Source organism: Aquabacterium sp. (assembly GCF_030652515.1).
Classification (GTDB): domain Bacteria; phylum Pseudomonadota; class Gammaproteobacteria; order Burkholderiales; family Burkholderiaceae_C; genus Aquabacterium.
Genome location: NZ_JAUSAR010000163.1, coordinates 1 through 22,911, shown reverse-complemented (window position 1 = coordinate 22,911; position 22,911 = coordinate 1). Strand labels below are relative to the sequence as shown.

Here is a 22,911-nt window from a genome sequence, read left to right as displayed (position 1 = left end):
GCGAGCGCTTAACCGGGCCGGGTTACCGCCGGGTGGCCCCATGAGGCCACCCTTGCAGCGGCCTTTTTCAGGCGGCGACGGTGTCCAGCGAGTGGACCGAATCGGCCACCGGAAGCACTTCGCGGCGGATCTGTTCGCCAGCCAGTTGCGCGGCCACTTTCAGGTCGTAGGCGGTTTGCAGGTCCATCCAGTACTGGGCGGGCGTGCCGAAGAATCGAGCCAGACGCAGCGCCGAATCTGGGCTGATGCCGCGACGTTCACGCACGATGTCGTTCACGCGGGGGGCCGGCACGTGCAGCCGAATGGCCAGTCCGCTGGCGGACAAACCGTGGCGGGCCATGAATTGACTGCGCAGGATGGCGCCAGGGTGGACGGCTTCAGAGTTGCTCATGATGGTCGGCTTTTTGAAAGATACTGAGGTGCATCCTAGGGGCTGGCGGGCGCGGCGACTGTCAATATCGGTACAGTTTGCACGCATTCCATCTAACCCATTCGGGGGGTATGCCTGAGTCTGCCACAGAATTGACACGCCTGACATTCATGAACCGCCGCACCGATCCTGTTCCCCCCACCTTGATGCCTGCTTTACGTTCGCACCTGTGGTTTGCCAGTTGCCCCGAGGCCCTGCAAGAGGGCTTGCTGGAGCTGGGCCGCCTGTGGTCCCTGCGGGCGGGCGAAACCCTGTTTGCCCGTGGTGGGGACGATCAATCGGGCTTGTGCTGTGTGGTGGCAGGGGCGCTCAAGGTGGGGTCCATCAACCCGCGCGATGGCACCCATCGGCTGTCCCTTTACCTGGAGCCTTACCAGTGGGTGGGAGAAATCGCGCTGATCGACCGCAAACCGCGCAGCCAGGATGCCGTCGCGGACACCGATGCCACCGTGCTGGTGATCCCCCAGTCGCTGCTGGAGCCCTGGCTGGATGCCCATCCCCAATATTGGCGCGACATCGCCCGGCTGGCCTGCGGCAAACTGAGGCTGATGCTGATGGCAGCGGAGGACACCGCGTCCATGTCCATCGAGCAACAATTGGCGCGTCGCCTGGTGTTCGCGGCCACCAGCTATGGGCATGCCGTGCAGCCGACCTTGCGCAAGCGTTTGCGTCTGCCGCAGGAATACCTGGCGCGCATGCTGGGCGTGTCGCGGCAGACGATCAACAAGGCGCTGAAATCGCTGGCCGCCGACCGCATCATCGCGGTCCATTACGCCGAGATCGAGATCCTGGATGCCAAGGCGCTGGCCACGCAGGCCGGGCAGTTCGACGCGGCCTTGTGGAGTGGGCTGGAAGAAGGCGGCCTCAAATCGCCCGGGGTTTGACCTTGCCAGCCGCTTCCTTGGCGCGGGCGCGGGCCACGTCCACATCAGCATCAAACGCCAGCGCCACACCCATGCGGCGTTTGACAAAGCTCTCGGGTTTGCCGAAGAGGCGCAGGTCGGTGTTGGGCACGCGCAGGGCGTCGGCCACGCCGTCGAACACCATGGCCTGGGCATCGACACCGCCATAGATGACGGCGGAAGCGCCGGGCGTGCGCAAGACGGTGTTCACCGGCAGGCCGAGGATGGCGCGGGCGTGCAGTTCGAACTCGCTTTGCACTTGCGTGGTCAGGGTGACCAGACCAGTGTCGTGCGGGCGGGGGCTGACCTCGCTGAACCACACCTGCGCGCCCTTGACGAACAGCTCCACGCCAAACAAGCCCTGGCCGCCCAGGTCGTCGGTGACGGCTTTGGCAATGGCTTGGGCTTGGGCCAGCGCCTCAGGGTGCATGGGGTGGGGCTGCCAGCTTTCCACGTAGTCGCCGCTGACCTGCAGGTGGCCGATGGGCTCGCAGAAATGGGTGCTGATCTGGCCTTGCTCGTCCACGGCGCGCACGGTCAGCAGCGTGATCTCGTAGTCGAAATCGATGAAGCCTTCGACGATGACTCGGCCATGGCTGACGCGCCCGCCCGCCATGGCGTAGTCCCACGCTTTCTCAACATCGGCCGGGCCGTCGATCTTGCTCTGGCCTTTGCCAGACGAGCTCATCACGGGTTTGACGATGCAGGGGTAGCCGATCTGGCCGTCGATGGCGGCCTGCAGCTCTTGCAATGAGTCGGCGAAAACGTAGGGGCTGGTGGGCAGCGACAGGTTTTCGGCGGCCAGTCGGCGGATGCCTTCGCGGTCCATGGTCAGGCGCGCGGCGCGGGCCGTGGGGATGACGCGGACCAAGCCTTGCGCTTCCAGCTCTTCCAGCACCGAGGTGGCGATGGCTTCGATCTCGGGCACGACCAGGTGCGGGCGCTCGGCCAGGATCAGGGTGCGCAACTGGTCAGCGTCGCTCATGGTGATCGTGCGGCTGTGGTGGGCCACTTGCTGGCCGGGGGCGTGCTCGTAGCGATCGACCGCGATGGTTTCAACGCCCAGACGCTGCAGGGCGATCAGCACCTCTTTGCCCAGCTCGCCCGAGCCCAGCAGCATGACGCGGGTGGCCGCTGGTGACAAAGGGGTGCCCAGGGGCAGGGTGTGGGCGGGGCTGGCGTGGGGTGTGGTGCTCATGGGCTGGGACCAATGGTGATGCGTGGTGATCAGCCATTGTCCGCCATGGGCAGCTCCACGGTGAAGCGGCTGCCGCGATCGGGGTGGCTCTCCACGTGCAGGCGCCCGCCCAGGCGGTCCACCAGGCGCTGGACCACGGCCAGGCCCAGACCGGTGCCGTCGGCCCGCAGGGCGCGTGCGTCTTCCAGCCGGACATAGGGCTGGAAGATGGTTTCCAGGTGCTGCGCGGCGATGCCGATGCCGGAGTCTTCCACCACGATCGTCATGCCGCGCCCGCGGTGCTGGCGTGACAGGCTGGCATGGACGGTCACGCCGCCCACCAGCGTGTACTTCAAGGCATTGCTGATCAGGTTGCACACGATCTGTCGCACGCGCGTGGCGTCGGCCCTGACGGCTTGCAGGGCGGCTTGATCGCCGGGGGCGATGTCGATGGTCAAGGTCAGTCCTTTGGCCTGGGCCCGCTCGATCCAGTCGTCACGCAGGTCGTTGAGCAAGCGGGTCAAGTCAAAGGTGTCGGCCTGGATGCGCAAGGCGGGGTCTTCCAGGCGGGTGAACTCGGTGACGTCGCGCAGGTGGGTGTCCAGCTGGGTGGCGCTGTTGCGGAGGCGGTCGAGCGCTCGGGTTTCGGCGTTGCCGTGCAGCTTGAGGGCCAGCAGGTCAATGCTGCCCAGCATGGCCTGCAGCGGGGTGCGGATCTCGTGCGAGAGCATGGCCAGGAAACGCTCTTTGCCCTTGAAGGCTTCTTGCTGCGAGGTGCTGAGCTGGCCGCGCAAGTGAACGATGAAGCTGAGCGCGAGGATGCAGACGGGGTGAATGAGCACCGATGCCAGCAGTGTTTTCTGGGTGAGCAGGTGAACGTCGCTCCAGCCGCCGGTGGGCGTGGGCAATTGCAGGCTGAACAGGTACTGGGCCAGCAGGCCAGCGTAGGTGAGGCCGCTGATCCATGCTCCGCCGCGTGGCCACGAAACGAAGGCGATGACGTAGAACACAGGGATCAATTGCGCCAGCGAGGTCGCGGCGTACAGCTGGGCCAGTGATTGCCCGCCCGTGGCCAGGTGAATCGCGACCAGCAGGTAAATGCTGGTGGCGATCAGCGTGGGGGGCAAGGCCCAAGGCATGCAACATGGCTTGACGATGTGCAGCACGCTGATGCTCAAGTACAGGGCCGACAGCATCGGGATGGTCCATTGGTCCCACGTGGTGGCCAGGCCTTGCTGGCGGTCGGTGAACCAGATGACGAGGGTGCCGATGGCGGCCAGCAAGGACACACCGGTCATCAAGCGGGCGTGTCGGGCATCGACAGGCTGCCGGGACTGCGGGGAAGTCATGCGGGTGTGCTGTTGGCCAGGCGGTCCAGTTTGCTTTGGATGGTGGCCGTGAGCACGGCCGGGCGCACGGGCTTTTCAAAGAAGGCCACGCCCTGGGTGCGCAACAGCGTGGTCAGGTCGGCTTCGGTGGCGACGCCACCGCGCAATTGCCCGGTCAGCAGCACGATGGGGGCTTGCGGGCGGGCCGCGCGGATCTGCTCGACCAGCGCGTGCGAGGTCTGCCCCACGCCCAGGATCAGGTCGACCACGAAGGCGTCGTAGTCGGCCAGTGGGGTGCCCAGCAACTGGGCGGCGCTGGTGAAGGAGTCGGCCCGGTAGCCGGTTTCGTTGAACCAGTCGCCCAAGGCCTCGGCCGAGGCCAGATCGTCGTCGACCACGGCGATGCGGGTGGGCTTGGCCTGGCTGTCCTGGGTCATGGCGACCTGGGCCACCAGGTAGTGCGGGCCTTGAAGCCCGCGCGCTTGCAGTGCGGCCGGGCTGGCCACCCACCAACCTTGGGCGTCGTGGGCGGCGGCCAGGACCACGCCGGGTGGGGCTCCGGTGGTGATTTGAGCGCCCAGGCGCACTTCGCAGGGCAGGGCCTGGCCGTCGACCAGGAACTGGGCGGCCTGGGTGGCCGTGGGCGAGGGACTGGTCAGGGCGGGCGAAGGTGATCCTGATCGGGCGACCTCATGGGTGAAAACCTGGTCCAGCGATTCGCCAAAATGTTGCGTGATGGCCAGCACCTCGCCAAACAGCCACACCGCGCCCCGTAATTTGCGCCGAGCCTGGCTGATGGAGATGGCGGTGATTTGCGCCACGGCGGCCGCTTGCTGCCGTGCGGGCACGCCGTGACGCTCCATGAGCGCGCTCAGGCATTCGGCGGCGACATCGGACGATGGGTCGCGCGGCTCCTCGCTGGGCGGGGCGGTGTCATGGTGTTCCAAGGCGGCCATGGGATGGTTTATGCGCACTTCTGATGCAATGAGATCATTTTTGCACTTTGTTGGTTGGGATATGGCGATATAATCGTTAAAACGCTTAAATATGACCGCAATCGGCACCCGCTCAGGGAATTCATCACAACACCATCGGCCCCTCGGGGTTGGTCGGCATGGTCACTGTTCTGTTTTGAACATGGCCGCCGGATGCCACAGGCTTTGAAGGCCACCTTCTCGAAGGTGGCCTTTTTTCATGGCCCGGGGATTGTCACCTGTGCACGGGCAGTGCGTTCAATGGAATGCGCAGGTAGGCAATGCCATTGTCATCGACCGGCGGCAGTTGGCCGCCACGCACATTGACCTGGATGGATGGCAGGATCAGCGTGGGCACCTCCAATGTGGCGTCGCGCGCCTGGCGCATGGCCACGAATTCGTCTTCGCTGATGCCGTCATGCACATGGATGTTGTGGGCGCGCTGTTCGGCCACGCTGGTCTCCCAGCGTGGGGCTCGCCCATTCGGCGGGTAGTCGTGGCAAACGAACACCTTGGTGGCCTCGGGCAGGTCGAGCAGGCGGCGCATTGATCGGTACAGGCTGTGGGCATTGCCGCCAGGGAAGTCGGCGCGCGCGCTGCCCACGTCGGGCATGAAGAGCGTGTCGCCCACGAACACCGCGTCATCGATCAGGTAGGCCATGTCGGCCGGGGTGTGGCCCGGCACCAGCATCGCGGTCGCGGTGAGCTTGCCGATCTGGAAGGTTTCACCGTCTTTGAAAAGGTGGTCGAACTGGCTGCCGTCGGGCAGGAAGCTGCGCTCCAGGTTGAAGATCTTCTTGAAGGTGGCCTGGACTTCGCGGATGTGTTCGCCGATGGCGATGTGGCCGCCGACCTGGTCTTGCACATGGCGCGCGCCCGACAGGTGGTCGGCATGCGCGTGTGTTTCCAGGATCCAGTCCACGTCCAGGTCGTTGGCGCGCACATAGGCCAGCACCTTGTCCGCTGAATGGGTCGCGGTGTGGCCTGATTTGAAGTCGAAGTCCAGCACCGGATCGATGACGGCCGCGCGCCGAGTGGCCTGGTCCCAAACCACGTAGGTCACGGTCCAGGTGGTGGGGTCAAAAAAGGCCTGAACGGTGGCTTGCGCATTCATGCTTCAACTCCTGTTTAAACACTATGTTGACTTACATTATGTTTAAATATATATTGTTGTCAAGCCATTGAACCACAGCACCATGACCGATCCCACTGCCACCATTGATCCAAGCATCCTGCGCGGCGCGGCCGGTCGGGCTGTCAGTGCCTTGAAAGTGCTGGCCAATGAAGAGCGCTTGCTATTGCTGTGCCAACTGTCTCAGGGCGAGATGTGCGTCAGCGAGCTGGAAGCGAGCCTGGACATCCGCCAGCCCACGTTGTCACAACAACTGGGGGTGTTGAGAACGGAGGGCGTGGTGAGCACGCGTCGGCAGGGCAAGCACATTTTCTACAGCGTGGCCGATGCCGATTTGCTTGAAATCCTGGCGGTGCTTTACCGCTTGTACTGCTCGAAGGAGTGAACGATGTCGATCGATTGGAATGCTTTTACCCCCTGGTCCGCACTGATCGGGGGCGTCCTGATCGGGCTGGCGGCAGCCATGCTGATCTTGTTGAACGGGCGCATCGCGGGCATCAGCGGTGTGTTGGGCGGTTTGTTGATGAAGCCGGTCTCGGGGGATGTGGCGTGGCGCGTGGCTTTTGTGCTGGGCCTGGTGGGCGCGCCCCTGGTCTACGGCCTGGTCACGGCCTGGCCTGTGCCGCAGATTGACGCCGGGTACGCCGCGCTGATCGTGGCGGGGCTGTTGGTGGGGGTGGGCACGCGGTATGGCTCGGGTTGCACCAGTGGCCATGGCGTTTGCGGGTTGTCGCGCTGGTCGCCTCGTTCGCTGGTGGCCACCGTGACGTTCATGGCCGCAGGCTTCCTGACGGTGTTTGTGCTGCGCCATGCGCTGGGCGTTTAAGGAGTCACCATGAGCATCTTCACTTCTTTGCTGGCGGGCCTGCTGTTTGGCCTTGGCCTGATCGTGTCGGGCATGGCCAATCCGGCCAAGGTGTTGGGCTTTCTGGACCTGGCGGGTTCATGGGATCCCTCGCTGGCCTTCGTGATGGCGGGCGCCATCGCGGTCGGCGTGGTGGCGTTCGCGGTGGCCCGCAGGCGCACGGTGTCCTTGCTGGGCGGGGTCATGAAGCTGCCCACCGCCAGCCACATTGACCGGCGCCTGATCGGCGGCAGTGTGCTGTTTGGTGTGGGCTGGGGCATCGCGGGCTTTTGCCCGGGGCCGGGTTTGGTGGCCTTGGGCATGGGGGAGGTCAAGGCGCTGGTGTTCGTGGGGGCCATGCTGGTGGGCATGGGCTTGTTTGAATGGTTGGAGCGGCGGGGGCGGAGATGAATCAAGCAGTGCGGCGTGTGGCCATCGTGGCGGCCATGCCTGAAGAACTGAGCGCCCTGCTGCAGGCCATGCCGCCGGGCCAGCAGGTGCAGCGTGCCGGGCGCACGTTCTGGCTCAGCCAGTGGTGTGGGCACGAGGTGGTGGCCGTGCTGTCGCGCATCGGCAAGGTGGCGGCGGCCACCACGACCACCTTGCTGCTCACCGAGTTCGAGGTCGATCGGGTGTTGTTCACCGGTGTGGCCGGTGGCCTGGGCGAGGGCGTTCGCGTGGGCGATGTGGTGGTGGCCGACGCCTTGCTGCAGCACGACATGGACGCTTCGCCCTTGTTTCCGCGGTTTGAATTGCCAGGCCTGGGCGTGGACCGCTTGTGGGCCGATGCGGACCTGGGCCGACTGGTGGTGCAAGCCGCCACCGACGTGCTGGCCGAGGCCCACGTGCATGGGCTGGTGCCATCGGCACCTCGCGTGCACCAGGGCCTGGTGATCAGTGGTGACCTCTTTGTCGACACCACCAGTGAGAGCGATGCCTTGCGTCTGGCCTTGCCGGATGCCCTGGCGGTGGAGATGGAAGGGGCGGCGCTGGCCCAGGGGTGCCACGATTTTGGCGTGCCCTTTGCCGTGATCCGCACGATCTCGGACCGCGCGGACGACGCGGCGCACGTGGACTTTCAGCGCTTTGTGCTCGAGGTGGCCAGCCGCTATTCTCTGGCCGTGGTCAAGGCGGTGCTGGAACGCCTGCCTCGGTGATCCACTCGAAGAAGAAGGAGACAGACATGAGCCGCTTCAACTCGTTCAAGGAGTTTTATCCCTTTTACCTTTCGCAGCACGCCGATCTGACCTGCCGCCGCCTGCACCTGGTGGGCTCGCTGCTGGTGCTGGCGGCATTGGTGGCGGTGGTGGCCACCAGGCAGTGGGTCTACCTGCTGGGCGTGCCCATCATTGGCTATGCCTTTGCATGGATCGGCCATTTCGTGTTCGAGAAGAACAAACCCGCCACCTTCAGCCACCCCATCTACAGCTTCATGGGTGATTGGGTGATGCTGTACCAGGCCCTGACGGGCAAGGTGCGCTGGTGAGTTGCGCGCGTCAAGCCAGGCGGTCCGAGATGAAGCGGATCAAGCGGTGGCGCGCGGCCGTGTAAGGCGGGAAGAAGACGCGGATCGAATTCAGCCAGCCGCCTTGCAGCACCGAGCGTTCATGTGAAAACGCCTTGAAGCCATGGTGGCCATGGCAACTGCCCACGCCCGAGTTGTTGACCCCGCCAAACGGCAGCCCCGTGTGCGCCACGTGAACGATGCAATGGTTGACGCAAGCACCACCCGAGCTGGTGTGCGCCAGCACGTGGTGAACCCGGGCCTGGTCCTGTGTCCACAGGTACAGGGCCAGCGGTTTGGGTTGCCGGTTGATCTGCTCGATGACCTGGTCCAGGTCGGTGTAGCCGATCACCGGGAAGATGGGGCCGAAGATCTCTTCCTGCAACAGCGCGGCATCCGCAGGCACGCCCTCGATCAGTGTGGGGGCAACATAGCATTGCGGCACATCGACCTCACCACCTGCCAACACGGTAGCACCCCTTTGCACGGCGTTGTCCAGCATGGCTTGCAGGCGCTGGGTGTGCCGTGGATTGACGATGCGGGCGAGGTCGGGGCTGTTTTTCTGTGCCAGCGCGCTGCTGCCATAGCGGGCCTGCAGCACTTTCTGGCAGGCGGCCAGGAAGCGGGCTTTGACGAACTCGTGCACGTACAGGTGGTCGGGCGCCAGGCAGGTTTGGCCGGCGTTGATCAGCTTGCCCCAGAGGATGGTTTCGGCGGCCTGGTCCACGTTGGCGGTCTCGTCCACGATGGTGGGCGACTTGCCGCCGAGCTCCAGGGTGATGCTGCTCAGGTGCTTGGCCGCTGCCGCCATCACCAGCTTGCCCACGGAGGGCGAGCCGGTGAAGAAGATGTGGTCGAACGGCTTGTCGAGCAACGCTTGCGCGGTGGGCAGGCTGCCCTCGAACACGGCCACCTCTTCCAGCTTGAACACGGTGGCGATGATGCGGGCCAGCACGGCGCTGACGTGCGGCGCCATCTCCGAAGGCTTGAGGATGACTGTGTTGCCCGCCGCGATGGCCGAGATCAAAGGGCAGATCGACAGGTTGAGCGGGTAGTTCCAGGGGGCGATGACCAGGCAGCGGCCGCGCGGCTGGTGCTGCACCCAGGCGCGGTTGCCCCAGGTGAGCAGCGTGGGCCTGATGCGCGTGGGTTTCATCCAGCCCTTGAGGTGCCTGATGGCGTGGCGAATTTCGTCCAGGATGGGGACGATCTCGGAGCCTTCGACTTCGGTTTCAGGCTTGCGAAAATCTTGCTGAAAGGCTTGGTAGAGCGCCTCGCGGTGGGCCAGGATGACTTCGCGCAGCTTGGCCAGGCGGGCGATGCGCTCGGCGGCCGTGGAAGTGCGCCAACGCAGGGCGGTCGAGCCCTGGGCGTCGAAGACTTCTTGCATCAGAGCGGGATCGCTCTCGGACATCAGGGCTGACATGGGTGAGCGCTCCTCCAGCCTGACGCACTGTATCGATCCGCCGTGACGCGACCAATAAGCGTTTTACCCAATGGATATCAAGTTGACGTTAACGTCATCCAGGCCTAGCATGGGCCCATGCAAAATTTCGTTTCCACGCCTGCCCGCTTTGTGCAGACGGCCTTGCGCCACCCTGACCAGCCCGCCTACTTCGTGCGCGAGGCCGAGGGCTGGAAAGCGACCACGTGGAACGACTACGCCGACCAGGTGGATGCTGCCGCGCGCGCGCTGCTGGCGCTGGGGGTGAACCCCGGCGACGTGGTGTGCGTGCTGGGCTTCAACCGGCCCGAGTGGGTGATCATGGACATGGCCGCCATGATGATTGGCGCCGTGCCCGCCGGCATCTACTGGACCAGTCCGCCCAACGAGATCGAGTACGTGCTCAACCACTCGCGCAGCCCGGTGCTGCTGGTGGACAGCGATGAGCGCCACCAGCAGGTGACGGCTTTGCGCGCTCAGTTGCCGCACCTGCGCCAGCTCATCCGGATGAAGGGGGCGACGGCCCTGGGCGATGCCATGTCATGGTGCGATTTCATGGCGCTGGGCGAGACGCGCCTGCAGACCCTGGTGGAGCGCCGCCTGCATGAACTGCAACCCGGCGATCCGGGCACTTACATCTACACCTCCGGCACCACGGGGCCGTCCAAGGCAGTGGTGCTGTCGCATGCCAACCTGGCCTGGAGCGCCACCGCGCTGGGCCAATCGCTCACGGCCACCGCGCAAGAGCGGGTCATCTCCTACCTGCCGCTGGCGCACGTGGCCGAGCAGATGGTGAGCATCCACACGCCAGCGCTGGTGGGCTTTCCCATTTACTTTGCGCGCAGCCTGGACGAGTTGGGCGAGCACCTCAAGGAGGTCCGCCCCACCATTTTCTTTGGGGTGCCGCGTGTTTGGGAGAAGATGCACGCGGGCATCTCGGCCAAGCTGGCGGCGGCCACCGGGGTGAAGAAGCACCTGGCGGCCTGGGCCTTGCGCGTGGGCCAGCAATGGCATGGGGCGATCCTGGACGGGCGCCAGCCCAGTGCCTGGTTGAATTGGCAGAAGCAATGGGCGGGCAAGCTGATCCACCAGAAGGTGAAGGCGGCCATCGGGCTGGACCAGGCGCACATGCTGTCGTCCGGGGCGGCGCCGATCGCGGCCGAGAAGCTGAAGTTCATGACAGGCCTGGACCTGGTCATCCGCGAGGTCTATGGCCAGTCCGAAACCTGCGGTGCCACCAGCCTGAGCACCGATGGCGCCACGCGCATCGGCTCGGTCGGTCGGCCCTTGAAGGGCGTGGACATGCGCATCGCCGACGACGGCGAAATCATGGTGCGCGGGCCGCACATCTTTCAAGGCTACGCGGGCAGCCCCAAGGCCACGGCCGAGGCCATGCAGGATGGCTGGCTGTTCAGCGGCGACCTGGGCCACATCGATGCTGATGGCTACCTGTACATCACCGGGCGCAAGAAGGACCTGCTGATCACCTCGGGCGGCAAGAACATCTCGCCGGCCAATATCGAGTCTGACCTGATGACCGTGCCGCTGGTGGAGCACGCCGTGGTCTGCGGCGATGGGCGCCACTACCTGAGCGCCTTGCTGACGATCAACCCGGACGCCTTGGCGGCCCTGGCCGCGGCCAGCCTGATCAGCGGCCCGGACCTGCACCGCCACCCGCTGGTGCTGGAGGAACTGCAGCGTGGCATCGACGAGGTCAATGCCCGGCAGGCGCGGGTGGCGCACATCCGCAAGTTCAGCGTGCTGCCCAGCGCCTTGTCCATCCAGGCGGGTGACCTGACACCAACCTTGAAAGTCAAGCGCAAGGCCGTGATCGACCGCTACCAGCACCTGGTGGATGAGATGTACGAGGACCAGCCCGCGATGCGGGCCTGATCCGATCCGTCAGGTGGTGGGCGGGGTCATGCCGGGAGGCATGCCGCCAATGGGTGGCGTCCCACCGCCACCTGCACCACCACCGCTGTTCGTCTCTGTGCTGGCGCACCGGCTGGCGGCGTCGATCAGGATGTCGAACTTGGCGGTCACGTATTTGGCCGTGCGCGCCAAGGTGAGCTTGAGAGAATCACCGGCCAAGGCCCCCGCAATGCAGCTGTTGTTGCCGTTGTAGACCTGGTCCGTGCTGTGTGGCTGGTCTGGCAGGCCATGTGTGTAGTAGGGCAGGTTGGAGTCGGTGTAGACCAACTGCGACAGTTGCTCGTCGAAGAAGAACTGCGTGGTCAGCTCCGAACTCTTGGCGCCGTTGCTGTACTGGCGAACCTTGCAATGCATGTGCGGTGAGCGGCCCGAGTACCAGCCGGGGTAGATGCTGCGAAACTGCACCTTGCCCTGCTTGTCGCTGACCTGGTAGCCGCGCAAGAACTTCTTGCCCACGGTACCATTTTCGCTCACATCGGAGTACAGGCCCAGGGCGTTGCAGTGCCACAGGTCGACGAAGGCGCCCGGCAAGGGCTTGGTCACGCCGGTGGTGGTGTCCAGGGTCGAGACGGTCACTGACAACAAGAGCAGCAGGCCTTCCTGCGTGGTGCCATCGCTCGGGTCGACGCGGATGTCAGGCCGGTTCAGTAGTTCGTCCACGAAGTAAGGGCCTTCGGTCACGTCCACCGTGGAGCGGTTGCCCAGGGCGGCGCGCGTCAGAGGCGCGGCCATGATGAGGGCGGCGCCTGCGGCACTGTTTTTCAGTAGCAGGCGGCGATGGGTGTTGATCAATCGGTGGGTGCTCATGCGCTCGCTCCTTGGTTCTTGGCGCGGGCCAGCATCAGCCAAGGCATGGCGCCCAGCCACAGCAGCATCGAAGCAGGTTCGGGCACGGCGCTGACCACCGTCACGCCCGCCTGCAGGGGGTAAAGGTTGCTGTTGGTGAACCAGACGCCACCGGCGTCATCGCTGTTGGCCCAGGTGCCGGTGAAGCCGCTGCCCGTGCCATCGCTGGCTTCGGTCCATGACCAGTTCGTGCTGCCGCTGGCGTTGCTCAGCACCAGCCAGTAGGTGGCGTTGCCTTGCAGGTCGATGTCGCTCAAGGAGAAGGTGCTGGCCGTGGCGGAGGTGGACACCAGGTTGAAGTTGGCGAGCAGGCTGTCGGGCACCAGGCTGCTGGCATCGCTGCTGTACAGCGCCAGGGTGGTCGCGCCACTGTCGGCCAGTGCCAGCACCACGGCTTGCAGGGTGGCGGCACTGTAGGTGGTGTCGGTGCTGAAGCTCGCTGCCAGCCAGTTGGTCGCGTCGGCCGCCACGGTGTCCGCTGTGATCTGCGTGGTGTTGTCGGAAAGCGTGGTGGCCTGGGCCGCGAAAGGGGCGGCCCAAACGAGGGCGCACAAGGCGCTGGCCGCGCCAATGGCTTTCAGCCTGGCGGTGATCGGTCGGTGGTTCATGTCAGCGTGCTCCAATGTTTTTGGGTGGTTGGGAGCGTCAGCTTGACCACGTGATTTGTCCGCTTTGTGCGCACTTCATGTCCAACTGGACACACAGCGCCTACCGCCCAGACAAGATGGCCCGCCAGACTGCCTAGAATGAGCCGATCCACGACACCCCTGCCCACTCAAACCATGAACCGATGCCTGGTGGTTGACGACGATGGCGACATCCGCGATTCGGTGCGCGACTACCTTCAGCGCTTCGGCATGACGGTGACCACCGCCTCGTGTGGTGCAGAGATGCGCCGCCTGGTGCAGCCGGGTAGCTTCGATGTCATCGTGCTGGACCTGATGCTGCCCGACGACAACGGCCTGGTGCTGTGCCGCTGGGTGCAAGACACCGCTGGCACGCCCGTGATCATGCTGACCGCGCAAGGCGATCCCGCCAGCCGCGTGCTGGGGCTGGAGGTGGGCGCGGACGACTACCTTGCCAAGCCCTTCGAGCCACGCGAGCTGGTGGCCCGCATCAACGCCGTGCTGCGCCGCGCGCAAAAGGGTGAGCGCGGCGGGGCAGAAGCCCGGCGCATGGTCCAGTTCCAGGGCTGGCAGTTCGACCGGCTGTTGCGTCAGCTGGTGTCACCGCAAGACGTGGTCGTGGCCTTGTCCAGCGCCGAGTACCGCTTGCTGGCGGCCTTCGTGGAACGCCCTGGCCGCGTGCTCAGCCGCGATCAACTGATCGACCTGACGCGCGCGCCCGGCGTGGAGGTCAACGACCGCAGCATCGACCTGGCCGTGTCGCGCCTGCGCCAGAAGCTGGGCGATTCGCCACGCGAACCCATGCTGATCAAGACCATGCGCGGCGAGGGCTACTTGTTCGACGCGAAAGTGCAGGCATGAAGCTCAAACGCTGGCTGGGCGACACCTTGTTCAGGCGCCTGTTCATCCTGATGTGGGTGGCGCTGGTGGGCAGCCATGTGGTGGCGTACTCGGTGGTGTCGCTGCTTCGCACCGAGTTGCCGCCCCATGGGTCTGAAGCAGGCGGTCCGCCCTTGCCGACCTTCCCATCTTTGCCACCCACGCCCGGGTTTCAAGGCGGCCCAGGCGAACCGGGTGACCATGGCGGGCCATTCTCCGAACCACCGCCACCGCACGGTGAGGATGGCGGCCATGCAGGCCCGCCCATGGGCGCCCTGCCAACGGGCCTGCTGGTGCTCGACTACGGGGTCAGGCTGCTGATCATCGGCTTGGCGGCCTGGCTGGGCGCGCGTTGGCTGTCCAGGCCCATGCAGACCTTGGCCGCGGCATCGCGCGCCTTGACGGCGTCCTTGGGGCAAGAACCGGGCATCTCCAAGCTGGACGACACCGAGGGCACGACCGAGGTGCGGGAGACCGCCCGCGTCTTCAACGACATGGCCCGGCGATTGAGCGAACAGTTCAGGGCGCGTGGCCTGATGGTGGCGGCCCTGTCGCACGACCTGCGCACGCCTTTGACGCGCATGCGCCTGCGCATGGTCAGCCTGCCGGATGACCCGCTGGTTGAGCGCTGCGTGAGCGACATCCGCGAGATGAACGAGTTGATCGACTCGGCCTTGCAGATGTTCCGCGATTCGGGTTCGACCGAACCGTTCCAGAATACGGACGTGTGCTCGGTGGTGCAATCCTTGACCGATGACCTGCTGGAGCAGGGCCAGCCCGTCACCTTCAGCGGCAGCGCGGCCGTGGTGCGGGCTCAGCCCGTGCTGCTGCGCCGCGTGGTGTCCAACCTGGTCAGCAATGCGCTGCGCTATGGCCAACGCGCCGATGTGTGGGTGCAGTCGCATGCACACCATGTGCGCATCGTGGTGGACGATGTTGGGCCTGGCATCCCGTCCAGCCAATTGGAGGCGGTGTTCCAGCCCTTCTACCGGGTCGAGAGCTCGCGCAACCGCGACACGGGCGGCACGGGCCTGGGCTTGTACATCGCCCGTGATCTGATCGTGCGGCAAGGTGGCACGCTGACCTTGCTCAACCGCCCTGAAGGCGGCTTGCGCGCCGAGGTGCTGTTGCCGCGCGGCCCGGCGTCGCGTTGACGTTCAGTGGCTTTGTGTCGTGCTGGACACAAAGCGGCTAAACGCCCGATAAACAGGGTCGCTGTAATGCGTTGACGGGCAAGACGTGCCCGGGCATCAACGACAAGGCACCCATGCACGAGCTGCACGACCACGATCAGGGCCTGGCCCACGACCTGCAAACGATCCAGCATGCCGCTGCGAGGCGTCGGCAAGCCCTGCGCTGGCTGGTGGGCGCTGGCACCACGGCCCTGCTCGGCTGCGGCGGTGGCGGTGATGACGCCGACTCGTCCAGCAGCGCTTCTGGCAGCAACACCACCACATCGACCACCACCACCGGCAGCGGAACCACAGCCTCCTGCTCGGTCATCCCCGAAGAAACCGCCGGCCCTTACCCAGGCGATGGCTCGAACACCAGCAACGGGTCAATCGCCAACGCGCTGGCCTTGAGCGGCATCGTGCGCAGCGACATCCGTGCCAGCATCGCTGGCTCCACGGGCGTGGCGGCCGGGGTGCCCCTCACCATCGAACTCAGGCTGGTCAACACGGCGGCCAGTTGTGCCGACCTGTCGGGCTACGCCATCTACCTGTGGCACTGCGATCGGGATGGCAAGTACTCCATGTACTCCTCGGGCATCACGGACGAGAACTACCTGCGTGGTGTGCAGTCCACCGACAGTGGTGGGGTGGTGACCTTCACCACCATCTTCCCGGGCTGCTACTCGGGCCGCATGCCTCACATGCACTTCGAGATCTACCGATCGGCCAATGTGGCCACGCAGTACAGCAACAAGCTCAGAACCTCGCAATTGGCGTTTCCGGTGGACGTGTGCCAGACCGTCTACAACGGCGCCATCGGGTACAGCGCCAGCATCAGCAACCTGAGCCAGATCAGCTTTGCCACCGACAACGTGTTCAGCGATGGCGTGACCTTGCAGGTGGCGAGTGTCACCGGCGACATCGTCAATGGCTACGCGGCCACGTTGACGGTGGGCATTTCGGCTTGAAGGCCCAAAAGGCCAAAAAGGTCCAGACCGACTCGTTCCGGTGTGGGCCTTTTTGGCTTGTCCGATTCTTGCTTTGAAGGAGTCACCACCCTTTCCCACCAGGAGTTCCCCATGAGACACGGAGACATTGGCAGCAGCAACGACACCGTTGGCGTGGCCGTCGTCAACTACAAGATGCCCCGCCTGCACACCAAGGCCGAAGTGCTGGCCAACGCCCGCAAGATCGGCGAAATGCTGGTCGGCATGAAGCAGGGCCTGCCCGGCATGGACCTGGTGGTGTTTCCGGAATACTCAACCCACGGCATCATGTACGACGCCCAGGAGATGTACGACACTGCCTCGACCGTGCCCGGCGAAGAAACCGAGATCTTCGCGGCCGCCTGCCGCAAGGCCAATGTGTGGGGCGTGTTCTCGCTCACCGGCGAGCGCCACGAAGAGCACCCCAACAAGGCGCCCTACAACACGCTCATCTTGATGAACAACCAGGGCGAGATCGTCCAGAAGTACCGCAAGATCATGCCGTGGACGCCCATCGAGGGCTGGTACCCGGGCAACTGCACTTACGTGTCCGACGGCCCCAAGGGCATGAAGGTCAGCCTGATCATCTGCGACGACGGCAACTACCCCGAGATCTGGCGCGACTGCGCCATGCGCGGCGCCGAACTCATCGTGCGCTGCCAGGGCTACATGTACCCCGCCAAAGAGCAGCAGATCATGGTGGCCAAGTGCATGGCCTGGATGAACAACGTCTACGTGGCCGTGGCCAACGCCACCGGCTTCGATGGTGTCTACAGCTACTTCGGCCACTCGGCCTTGGTGGGCTACGACGGCCGCAGCCTGGGCGAGTGCGGCACTGAAGAGATGGGCATCCAGTACGCCGAGATGTCCATGAGCTCGATCCGCGATGCGCGCAAGAACCAGCAGTCCAACAACCACCTCTACAAGCTGGTGCACCGGGGCTACACCGGCAAGATCAACTCGGGCGAAGACGCCAAGGGCGTGGCGGCCTGCCCCTTCGAGTTCTACGGCAAGTGGGTGAACGACCCCGAGGGCACGCGCGAGATGGTGGAGGCCATCACCCGTTCGACTGCGGGCACCCCCGAGTGCCCCATCGAGGGGATCCCCAACACGCCACCCACGCACCGGTGAAGATGGCGCTCGACACCTACCGCATCCGCGTCGAGCCCTTCTACCAGGCGACCGGCAACGAGGTCGCGCTGTTCGAGCACGCCTGGCGGCACCGCATGCCCTTGCTGCTGAAGGGCCCCACCGGTTGTGGCAAGACGCGCTTCGTCGAGCACATGGCCTGGAAGCTTGACCGCCCCTTGGTCACGCTGGCCTGCAACGAAGACATGACGGCGTCCGACCTGGTGGGGCGTTATCTGCTGGATGCCGAAGGCACGACCTGGCACGACGGGCCGCTGACCCTGGCCGTGCGCCATGGCGGCATCTGCTACCTCGACGAGGTGGTCGAGGCCCGCCAGGACACCACCGTGGTCATCCACCCGCTCACCGATGCGCGCCGCATGCTGCCGCTGGATAAAAAAGGCGAGGTGGTGCACGCCCACCCCGACTTCCAGTTGATCGTGTCCTGCAACCCCGGCTACCAAAGCCGCTCCAAGGACATGAAAGCCTCGACCCGCCAGCGCTTCGCGGCACTGGAGTTCGACTACCCACCGTGCGAGATCGAAGCGGGCATCGTGGCGCACGAAACCGGCATCGCCTTGGACGTGGCCACCAAGCTGGTGCGCATTGCCCACCAATCGCGGGCCTTGAAGGGCCGGGGGCTGGACGAAGGCATGTCGACCCGCATGCTGATCTACGCCGGCCTGTTGCTGAGCTCGGGTCTGGGCGCGCGTGAAAGCTGCGACATGGCCTTGACCCATGCCTTGACCGACGACCCCGACATGACCCGCACGCTGCGTGATTTCGTGGAAGCGCAGTTCGGGCGAGAGGCAGGTGCATGAGTGCTTGGCTGACTGCCTTGCCCTCCCTGCGCTGGTTGGCGCTGGGTTTGTGGGGCCGAGATCTCGTCCTGCAGCCGGGCGGATCTTTGGCACCAGAAGGACTGCCTTCGCGCCCCGTGCTGACGCCCACCCATTTGCTGCTGCCCGATGACTTGCCTGTGCCACAGGGCCTTGACCTGCACCAGTTGGGCCGAGCCGCCATCGCGCACGCCGTGGCCCACTTGAAGTATTCAAAGCCATCGGTGCCCTCCGCCGGCCTCAAACCGATGTCCGTGGCCCTGATTTCGGCGCTGGAAGACGCGCGCGTCGAACGCCTGCTGCTGCGCGACCACCCCGGCATGCGCGACTGGTTCCTGGCGCCCTTGCGCCTGGCCGTTCAGCCCGAAGGCGTCGGCTTTGCCGCGCTGATCTCCCGCCTGGATCTGGCGTTGATGGACCCGAACTACCGGGACGGTCACCCTTGGGTCCAAAAGGCCCGCACCTTGTTTGAAGCGCAAGCGGCCGACCTGCATGACCGCGAAGGCTTCCGGCAGATCGCCTTGAATTTGGTGCACGACCTGGGCCAGACACGCGTGGCCTTCAGGCCTGGGCAATATCAGGTCTCGGCGCCATACCGAGACGACAACACCTTCCTGTGGCATCACGAGGTCTCGTCGGCCGATCCACCGCCCGAGCAGGCCTTGCACGTGCCACAGCAACGCCAGCCTCAGGCCTTGGACCAGCCTGCGGGCGGCGCGGCGGCGGAGGTGCTCGCCGAAGAGGTGGCCCTGAGCCAGCACCACTACCCGGAGTGGGACCACCGCCTGTCGCTGCTGCGCCAGGATTGGTGCACCGTGATCGAGAAGTTGCCGCCTTGGCGGCATGCGTCCAAACTGGTGCATCCGGTCTCCGCTGTGCCCATCGCCCTGAAGCGTTCGCTGCACCTGAATGGCGGGCGCCGCCTGCGGCGTCAAGCCGAAGGTGATGAGCTCGACCTCAACGCGGTGGTGGAGTTCATGGTGGAACACCGCTCCCGACGCTCCGCTGAATCACGCTTCTTCACACGCCGGGCCACGGCTGACACCCCGGCCAGCATCCTGGTCTTGCTGGATTTGTCCGAGTCCACGAACGACCCCCTGGGCGATGGCGGCCAGTCCTTCCTCGACCTGGAGAAGCGCGCCACCCTGATGCTGGCGGATGCCGTGCACGCCAGGGGCGATCGCATCGCCGTGCATGGCTTCTCGTCCAACACCCGTTCGGAGGTCAGCTACTACCGCCTGATCGATTTCGGCGCGCCCATCGATGGGGCCGCACGCACGGTGCTGTCATCCGCGCCGGGGCGCCACTCAACCCGTTTGGGTGCGGCCTTGCGCCACGCCACCGCCAGTCTGGCCGAAGAATCGAACGACTTGAAAGCCATCCTGGTGCTGACCGATGGTGCGCCCTCCGACATCGACGTTCACACGCCGCACCACCTGGTGGAAGACGCGCGCCATGCCACCCACGCGGCGCGCTCTGCCGGGTTGCAAGTGCATGGCCTGGTCGTGGATCCGCGCGCCGACACCTATGCGCGCCGCATCTTTGGCTGGCGCAATTACCACATCGTGGAGAACGCCTTGACCTTGCCGACGCGGCTGTGCGGCCTGTACCGCTGGCTCACCGCCGCGTGATCAAGCCTGCTGGCACACCTATTGCATCAGCACCTGTGCAGGTGGAGCGATTTTGGTGCATCTCTGAAAAGGTGCGCGGATCATCTACTGAGGGGCACTAGGGTTCCGATCGATGGTTGACTGCCAAGCCATCTTTGTCTGGTCCAAGAGTGCCCCGGCCTCGCAAGAGGCTCCACGGAGGGACAAAAGCCCGGGAGAGCGACGATCCACATCGTCTCGCCCCTGCGCTTGTCCCCTCAACCGGAGCTTCCAATGGCATTTCCCCGTCTTCGCGTTCTCCAGGCCGCCACCGCGCTGGCCTTTTCCCTGGTCACCGGCGCGTCCATGGCCGCCACCTCCCTGAAAATCGGCACCGTCGTGTGGATCGGCTACGGGCCCTTCTACGTGGCCGAAGCGCTGGACCTCTTCAAGAAATACAACCTCAAGGTCTCGCTGCAGATCTTCAGTGACCCGGCCCTGATCCCCTCGGCCATCACCAGTGGCGCGGTCGATGGCGGCATGCTCACGTATGACCAGGTCATCGGCCAGGTCGCGGCAGGCCGCATGCAGAAGGTGGTGATGCCCATCGACTACTCCAATGGCGGTGACGCCATCGTGGCCACCAAGGCCATCACCAAGGTGAGCGAGTTCAAGGGCAAGAAGATCGGCTTCAACCCGCTTTCGCCCTCCGACTTCCTGCTGTCTTATGCCCTGAAGGTCAACAAGCTGACCGACAAGGACATCACCGCCGTCAGCATGACGCCAGAAACCGTGCCCGCTGGCATGGCCTCGGGCCAGTTGCCCATCGGCGTGACCTACGAGCCCAGCCTGTCGCAGATCCTGAGCCAGGGCGGTGGCAAGAAGTTCCACGTGGTGTTTTCGTCCAAAGACGCGCCCGGCCTGATCGCCGACGTGCTGGTGTTCGACGAAAAGAAAATCGCGTCCATGCCCACCGAGATCTCGGGCGTCATCAAGGGCTACCTGGATGGCATGGCCTACATGAAGGCCAAGCCCGATGAGGCCGCCGCCATCATCGGCAAGGCCATGGGCGTGTCGGCCAAAGAGGTCAAAGAGCAGCTCACCGGCGTGCACAACATCGCGCTGAGTGAGATGCCCAAGGCCTTTGCCAAGGGCAAGGAAACCACCTCCTACTTCGCCAGCGGCGAGATCATCGGCACGCTGCTGAAGGCCAAGGGCCAGATCACCACGATCCCGCCCACCGAGTCGACCTTCGATGCGCAGTTCGTCAATGCGCTGATCAAGAAATAAAGCTGCAGGGGGCACCATGTTCAAGAGCTTTCGCTATGCCGATGGCGTGGCCCCCAACGTGGCGGCCCTCGCATTCACCTTGCTGGGCTACCCGCTCGGCGTGGCCATGCTGGTGGCCCCTCACTGGGCCGTCAACGTGCTGGGCGTGATGCTGGTGAGCTTGACGCTGGTCTGGTCGGCCTACTTCATCCACGAGTTCGCCCACCAGGCCATCTTCAAGACGCCCGAGGCCAATGAGCGCTGGGGCACCTTGATGAGCTGGCTCAATGGCAGTTGCTATGCGGCCTTTGCCGACATGCGCCGCAAGCACATGCGCCACCACGTGGAGCGTGCAGATGTGATCACCTTCGATGCGCGCGGCTTCTTGCTCAGATCGCCCGCGTGGTTGCGAAACACCGTGTTGGCCCTGGAGTGGGCCTACTTCCCGGCGGTGGAGTTTCTAATGCGTGGCTTCGTCGTGTTGCTGCCTTTTCGCGATGAGCGCAAGAAGGCCATGCGCGCTCGCATCATCGGCATTGCCTTGGTGCGCACGGCGGCCTTCGCGCTGCTGGCCTGGGTCTCGCTCAAGGCCTTGCTGCTCTACTTCGTGGCTTACCTGCTCTTCATCACCGTGCTGCGTTTTGCCGATTGCTTCCAGCACACCTACGATGCATACCCCATCATGGACGACCAGCCCATCCCGGCCGACAAGGTGCGCGACCGGGTCTATGAGCAGGCCAACACCTACAGCAATGTGGTGGGCGTTCACAGCCCGGTGCTGAACATGCTGTGGCTGAACTTCGGCTTCCACAACGCGCATCACGAGAAGCCCATCCAGCCTTGGCACCGCCTGCCCAAATTGCACCGCGAGCTGTATGGCGACACGCACGCGCAGGTGGTGCCGGTGCGCCAGTTGCTGCGCAGCTTCCACATCAACCGCGTCAAGCGCGTGCTGGCGGTGGACTATGGGGAAGTGTTGGTGCCTGAGAGTGCTGGCCGGGCCGATGGCTTCCTGGGCGCGGTGGGCGTGTCCTTCTTGACGGCAGTCTGACATGGAAGCGGCCACCCTGTCTCTGCAAGGCCGCACGGCCCTGGTCACCGGCGCGGCCAGCGGCATCGGCCGGGCCATCGCCCTGGGCTTTGCCAAAGCTGGTGCAGCCGTGGCCATCAACCACTGGGGCCGGGATGCCGAAGCCACCGCCGTGCGCGACGAGGCCGCCGCGTTGGGCGCCTCCGCCATGGTGATCGAGGCCGACGTGACCCGCCCCTACCCGGTCGACTCCATGGTCCGCTCGGTGGTGTCCGAGTTGGGCCCCATCGACATCCTGGTCAACTGCGCGGGCATCATCCAGGAAAAGCCCTTCCTGGACACCACCCTGGCCGATTGGGACCGCATGATCGCCACCGACCTCACCTCGGTCTTCCTGGTCTGCCGTGCCGTCTTGCCCGGCATGGTGATGCAGGGTAGCGGCGTGGTCATCAACATCGCCTCCGACCTGGGCCTGCTGGGCCGCGCAAGCTTTGCCCCTTACTGCGCCGCCAAGGCCGGTGTGATCGGCCTGACGCGCTCCTTGGCCCGCGAGTTCGCGCCCCACATCCGCGTCAACGCGATTGCGCCGGGGCCGGTGGAGACCGCCATGCTGTCCCCCGCCCACATGAGCCCCGAATGGCTGGACAAGGAAATGGACATCCCCCAGCACCGCTTCGCGCAACCTGAGGAGATCGCCGACACCGCGCTGTTCCTGGCCTCTGACCTGTCGCGCTTTTATTGCGGCCAGGTGCTGGGGCCCAACGGCGGGTCGGTGATGCCTTGAACAGGAGTTTCTTGATGCGTACCGTGTTCATGAACGAGTTGTCCTGGGTTGATTACCAGGCCCTCATCCAGACCGAGCAACCCGCCATCCTCTTGC

The 22,911-nt window shown here is 65.0% G+C and carries 24 protein-coding genes and 1 riboswitch; of the genes, 16 read left to right on the top strand and 8 right to left on the bottom strand.

The window, feature by feature from the left end:
• Positions 1-67: 67 nt before the first annotated feature.
• Positions 68-391 (bottom strand): HigA family addiction module antitoxin, encoded by a 324-nt coding sequence (locus Q7V20_RS18690; protein ID WP_304794770.1) that lies wholly within the window; start codon positions 389-391, stop codon positions 68-70.
• 149 nt (positions 392-540) lie between these two features.
• On the opposite strand from Q7V20_RS18690, the gene Q7V20_RS18685 reads away from it, so the two are divergent.
• Positions 541-1,314: a Crp/Fnr family transcriptional regulator gene (locus tag Q7V20_RS18685; protein ID WP_304794767.1), complete on the top strand. Its 774-nt coding sequence runs from the start codon at positions 541-543 to the stop codon at positions 1,312-1,314.
• On the opposite strand, the gene purT is transcribed toward Q7V20_RS18685, so the two are convergent.
• The 4 genes from purT to Q7V20_RS18665 form a co-directional block, all read right to left on the bottom strand.
• Complete coding sequence (gene purT / locus Q7V20_RS18680) at positions 1,295-2,530, bottom strand: formate-dependent phosphoribosylglycinamide formyltransferase (protein WP_304794764.1); 1,236 nt, start codon at positions 2,528-2,530, stop codon at positions 1,295-1,297. The two genes, Q7V20_RS18685 and purT, sit on opposite strands and share 20 nt — an antisense overlap.
• A 29-nt stretch (positions 2,531-2,559) precedes the next feature.
• Positions 2,560-3,858 (bottom strand): HAMP domain-containing sensor histidine kinase, encoded by a 1,299-nt coding sequence (locus tag Q7V20_RS18675; RefSeq protein WP_304794762.1) that lies wholly within the window; start codon positions 3,856-3,858, stop codon positions 2,560-2,562.
• The gene (locus Q7V20_RS18670; RefSeq protein ID WP_304794759.1) at positions 3,855-4,793 is read right to left on the bottom strand and encodes a helix-turn-helix domain-containing protein; all 939 of its coding nucleotides are present in this window, start codon (positions 4,791-4,793) and stop codon (positions 3,855-3,857) included. Before Q7V20_RS18670 ends, Q7V20_RS18675 begins: the two co-directional genes overlap by 4 nt.
• 253 nt (positions 4,794-5,046) lie before the next feature.
• Positions 5,047-5,925 carry an MBL fold metallo-hydrolase gene (locus tag Q7V20_RS18665; protein WP_304794756.1) on the bottom strand — a complete coding sequence of 293 codons (879 nt, stop codon included), beginning with the start codon at positions 5,923-5,925 and terminating at the stop codon, positions 5,047-5,049.
• Between the two features lie 82 nt (positions 5,926-6,007).
• Between Q7V20_RS18665 and Q7V20_RS18660 the strand changes: the two genes are divergently transcribed.
• From Q7V20_RS18660 to Q7V20_RS18640, 5 genes are read left to right on the top strand one after another with little or no spacing between them, the layout of a single operon-like run.
• A complete protein-coding gene (locus Q7V20_RS18660; RefSeq protein WP_304794753.1) occupies positions 6,008-6,328 on the top strand; it encodes a metalloregulator ArsR/SmtB family transcription factor in 321 nt (106 codons plus the stop codon).
• A 3-nt stretch (positions 6,329-6,331) separates the two neighbouring features.
• Positions 6,332-6,769 carry a YeeE/YedE family protein gene (locus Q7V20_RS18655; RefSeq protein ID WP_304794751.1) on the top strand — a complete coding sequence of 146 codons (438 nt, stop codon included), beginning with the start codon at positions 6,332-6,334 and terminating at the stop codon, positions 6,767-6,769.
• A gap of 9 nt (positions 6,770-6,778) precedes the next feature.
• Complete coding sequence (locus tag Q7V20_RS18650) at positions 6,779-7,198, top strand: DUF6691 family protein (protein WP_304794748.1); 420 nt, start codon at positions 6,779-6,781, stop codon at positions 7,196-7,198.
• Positions 7,195-7,944, top strand: coding sequence for a 5'-methylthioadenosine/adenosylhomocysteine nucleosidase (locus Q7V20_RS18645; RefSeq protein ID WP_304794745.1), 750 nt, complete (start codon positions 7,195-7,197; stop codon positions 7,942-7,944). Before Q7V20_RS18650 ends, Q7V20_RS18645 begins: the two co-directional genes overlap by 4 nt.
• Before the next feature lie 26 nt (positions 7,945-7,970).
• A complete protein-coding gene (locus Q7V20_RS18640) occupies positions 7,971-8,273 on the top strand; it encodes an Mpo1-like protein (RefSeq protein ID WP_304794742.1) in 303 nt (100 codons plus the stop codon).
• 10 nt (positions 8,274-8,283) lie between these two features.
• Here Q7V20_RS18640 and Q7V20_RS18635 read toward each other — a convergent pair whose 3' ends face one another.
• A complete protein-coding gene (locus tag Q7V20_RS18635; protein WP_304794740.1) occupies positions 8,284-9,717 on the bottom strand; it encodes an aldehyde dehydrogenase family protein in 1,434 nt (477 codons plus the stop codon).
• A 117-nt stretch (positions 9,718-9,834) separates the two neighbouring features.
• Here Q7V20_RS18635 and Q7V20_RS18630 point away from each other — a divergent pair, with 117 nt between their 5' ends.
• Positions 9,835-11,628 carry a long-chain fatty acid--CoA ligase gene (locus Q7V20_RS18630; protein WP_304794738.1) on the top strand — a complete coding sequence of 598 codons (1,794 nt, stop codon included), beginning with the start codon at positions 9,835-9,837 and terminating at the stop codon, positions 11,626-11,628.
• A 9-nt stretch (positions 11,629-11,637) separates the two neighbouring features.
• Here the strand turns inward: Q7V20_RS18630 and Q7V20_RS18625 are convergent, their stop codons facing one another.
• Positions 11,638-12,474 carry a hypothetical protein gene (locus tag Q7V20_RS18625; RefSeq protein ID WP_304794736.1) on the bottom strand — a complete coding sequence of 279 codons (837 nt, stop codon included), beginning with the start codon at positions 12,472-12,474 and terminating at the stop codon, positions 11,638-11,640.
• On the bottom strand, positions 12,471-13,121 hold the full coding sequence (locus Q7V20_RS18620) for a choice-of-anchor R domain-containing protein (protein ID WP_304794733.1): 651 nt from the start codon (positions 13,119-13,121) through the stop codon (positions 12,471-12,473). The genes Q7V20_RS18625 and Q7V20_RS18620 overlap by 4 nt, the downstream gene beginning before the upstream one ends.
• Before the next feature lie 138 nt (positions 13,122-13,259).
• Between Q7V20_RS18620 and Q7V20_RS18615 the strand changes: the two genes are divergently transcribed.
• The 9 genes from Q7V20_RS18615 (at position 13,260) to Q7V20_RS18575 (ending at position 22,815) form a co-directional block, all read left to right on the top strand.
• The gene (locus Q7V20_RS18615) at positions 13,260-14,000 is read left to right on the top strand and encodes a response regulator (RefSeq protein WP_304794730.1); all 741 of its coding nucleotides are present in this window, start codon (positions 13,260-13,262) and stop codon (positions 13,998-14,000) included.
• Positions 13,997-15,172 (top strand): ATP-binding protein, encoded by a 1,176-nt coding sequence (locus Q7V20_RS18610; RefSeq protein WP_304794727.1) that lies wholly within the window; start codon positions 13,997-13,999, stop codon positions 15,170-15,172. The genes Q7V20_RS18615 and Q7V20_RS18610 overlap by 4 nt, the downstream gene beginning before the upstream one ends.
• Before the next feature lie 113 nt (positions 15,173-15,285).
• Entirely contained in the window at positions 15,286-16,158 is an 873-nt protein-coding gene (locus Q7V20_RS18605) for an intradiol ring-cleavage dioxygenase (protein WP_304794724.1), read from the top strand.
• Positions 16,159-16,269: 111 nt separating this feature from the next.
• Entirely contained in the window at positions 16,270-17,307 is a 1,038-nt protein-coding gene (locus Q7V20_RS18600; protein ID WP_304794721.1) for an aliphatic amidase, read from the top strand.
• A 2-nt stretch (positions 17,308-17,309) separates the two neighbouring features.
• Complete coding sequence (locus Q7V20_RS18595) at positions 17,310-18,125, top strand: CbbQ/NirQ/NorQ/GpvN family protein (protein WP_304794718.1); 816 nt, start codon at positions 17,310-17,312, stop codon at positions 18,123-18,125.
• Positions 18,122-19,774, top strand: coding sequence for a nitric oxide reductase activation protein NorD (locus tag Q7V20_RS18590; RefSeq protein ID WP_304794715.1), 1,653 nt, complete (start codon positions 18,122-18,124; stop codon positions 19,772-19,774). Before Q7V20_RS18595 ends, Q7V20_RS18590 begins: the two co-directional genes overlap by 4 nt.
• An 86-nt stretch (positions 19,775-19,860) precedes the next feature.
• Positions 19,861-19,973: riboswitch (guanidine-I (ykkC/yxkD leader) on the top strand.
• A gap of 53 nt (positions 19,974-20,026) precedes the next feature.
• Entirely contained in the window at positions 20,027-21,022 is a 996-nt protein-coding gene (locus Q7V20_RS18585) for an ABC transporter substrate-binding protein (RefSeq protein WP_304794712.1), read from the top strand.
• 16 nt (positions 21,023-21,038) lie between these two features.
• Positions 21,039-22,052, top strand: coding sequence for a fatty acid desaturase (locus Q7V20_RS18580; RefSeq protein WP_304794710.1), 1,014 nt, complete (start codon positions 21,039-21,041; stop codon positions 22,050-22,052).
• 1 nt (position 22,053) lies between these two features.
• On the top strand, positions 22,054-22,815 hold the full coding sequence (locus Q7V20_RS18575) for an SDR family NAD(P)-dependent oxidoreductase (protein ID WP_304794706.1): 762 nt from the start codon (positions 22,054-22,056) through the stop codon (positions 22,813-22,815).
• The last annotated feature ends 96 nt before the right edge of the window (positions 22,816-22,911 follow it).